This window comes from Corallococcus sp. CA049B, from assembly GCF_003611685.1.
GTDB classification, from domain to species: Bacteria; Myxococcota; Myxococcia; order Myxococcales; family Myxococcaceae; genus Corallococcus; species Corallococcus coralloides.
Genome location: NZ_RAWC01000426.1, coordinates 1 through 2,029 on the forward strand (window position 1 = coordinate 1; position 2,029 = coordinate 2,029).

The 2,029-nt window shown below is 70.1% G+C and carries 2 protein-coding genes; one reads left to right on the plus strand and one right to left on the minus strand.

Translation table 11 applies throughout. From position 1 onward, the window contains the following. Nucleotides 1–109 precede the first annotated feature (109 nt). Complete coding sequence (locus tag D7W82_RS39405) at nt 110–448, plus strand: TerB family tellurite resistance protein (protein WP_120623152.1); 339 nt, start codon at nt 110–112, stop codon at nt 446–448. 14 nt (nt 449–462) lie between these two features. On the opposite strand, the gene D7W82_RS39410 is transcribed toward D7W82_RS39405, so the two are convergent. Next, on the minus strand, nt 463–1,833 hold the full coding sequence (locus D7W82_RS39410; protein WP_120623153.1) for a TAXI family TRAP transporter solute-binding subunit: 1,371 nt from the start codon (nt 1,831–1,833) through the stop codon (nt 463–465). Nucleotides 1,834–2,029: the final 196 nt, after the last annotated feature.

A 2,029-nucleotide genomic window follows, 5' to 3' on the forward strand; every position in this document is an offset into this window, starting at 1 on the left:
CCCTCCCCCACCCGCCCGCCTTTCCGCTCCCCGACGCGGCGGCGACTCAGGGCTGGACGGCTCCCCCCCTGGCAGGTCAGCCTGGACATCCTTGGAGGACGCAACCCACATGGCTGCCCCGCTGCCCCCTGAAGCCCAGTTCCACATCGAGGTCATCAAGCTCCTGCTCCAGGTGGCCACCAGCGACGACCGCGTCACCCGCGAGGAGATTGACGCCATCATCGAAACCGCACGCGGCTTCAGCGTGCCCCTGACGGAGCTCAGCGCCCTCACCCGCTGCCTCCACGAGGGCCAGCCGCTCCCGCCACCGAACCTGAGCGCCCTGCGCCAGGACCCCAAGGCCGTGCTCGACGCGGTCCACGCCCTCGTCATCGGCGACGGCCACCTGGACGACTCGGAGATCGCCATGATCCGGCAGATCCGCGAGCTGCTCGGCATCGCCCCCTGAAACCGCCTTCCAGGTCACGCGCTCACGTGCAACGGGGGCCCGTCCTTGTGCTCGGGCGCGCCCGCGAGCCTGCGGGTGAGCCGGCGGCGCACGACGTCCACGTGCTCGCGGAAGAAGTACAGGTTCTCCGCGTAGGCGGTCGGCACCGCGATGCGGTTCACCTCGCGCTCGGCCTCCTCCAGCCGCTTGAGCATGGCCTGGAGCAGCTCCTGGTCCGGGTCCTCCTCCAGCTGGATTTCAATCTCCTTCAGCCGCGCGTACCACCGGTGGATGCGCGAGCGGACCCGCCACAGGAACATCGCGGGCACCGCCCGCCCCAGCGGCACCACCACCGCGATGATGGGCACCAGCATCACCCACAGCCGGTCCACCAGGTTCGCCGCCCAGAAGGGCAGGTAGCGCTGGAGCAGCGGAACGCCCGACGCGTAGTAGCGCTTCGCCTCGCTGCTCAAGGCGAAGCCCGCCGCGAGCGGCGCGGGGAACTCGCCCGTCTTGTCCAGGATGCCCGCCGTGCCGTGGATGTCGCTGGCCGCGCGCATCAGCAGGTACGCGAGCGCCGGGTGCAGTGAGTCCTTCGCCAGCAGGAGCGCGTTGGGCGCGAGCAGCACCACGTCCTCGTCCGGCACGTTCCTGGCGAAGTCGAACACGCCCTGAGGCAGCACGTGGCGTGACAGGTACGGATAGCGGCGCGTGTAGGCCTCCGCGCGCTTGAAGTTCAAGAGGCGCACGTCCTTCACCGCCGCCAGCTTCTGGATGCGCGGCGACTCCGCGGGCGACACCAGGAACACCGCGTCCACCTTCCCCTGCGTCAGCGCGTCGATGGCGGCGTCCCGGTCCAGCGGCAGCAACTCCGTGGGCGCCGCGTCCACCTTGTTCGCCTGGAGCAGCGTCATCGCCAGCGCGCGCGTGCCGCTCTCCTCGGGCCCCACCGCGATGCGCTTGCCCTGGAGGCCGCGCACGTCGTCCACGGGCTCGCCCCGGTAGAAGACCCACAGCGGCACGTAGGAGAGGCTCCCCAGCGACGCCACGTGCTCCGGCACCTCCTGGCCCTTGCCGCCGGTGGTGCCGCTCTGCGCGAAGGCGATGTCCACCCCGCTGTCCTCCGCGTTCAACAGCGCCACGCTGCCCACGGAGCCCTTCGTGTTGCGCAACTCCAGCGTCACCCCGTGCTGCGCGAGGAACTTCTGGTAGCGCTTCGCCATGTAGTTGAAGCCGCCCTCTTCCGGCGCCAGCGCCATCACCAGGGTCTTCGGCGGCGCGGGCTTGACGAAATAGAACGTCACCGCGAACGCCACCGCGATGAGCAGCGTCGCGGGAGCAACGGCGATCCACAGGTCGCGCCGCAACGTGCGCTTGAGCTGCGCCTTCAACGTGTCCGTCTTCATGAAGCCGCGCAGTATAGCGACCACACAGTGCGCGGCCCCGCCGTACACCGCGTCGGTCCAGGCAGGCGAGCACGTCACGACCCGGGGGCACTTGGCGCAACCCCTTGCGCGACACACCCTCCCTCCCAGGCCTTATTGAAGGGGTGTGGCATGGGGTGGCGCGGCGGGTGGGTGATGTCCTTGCTGGTGGTGGGGG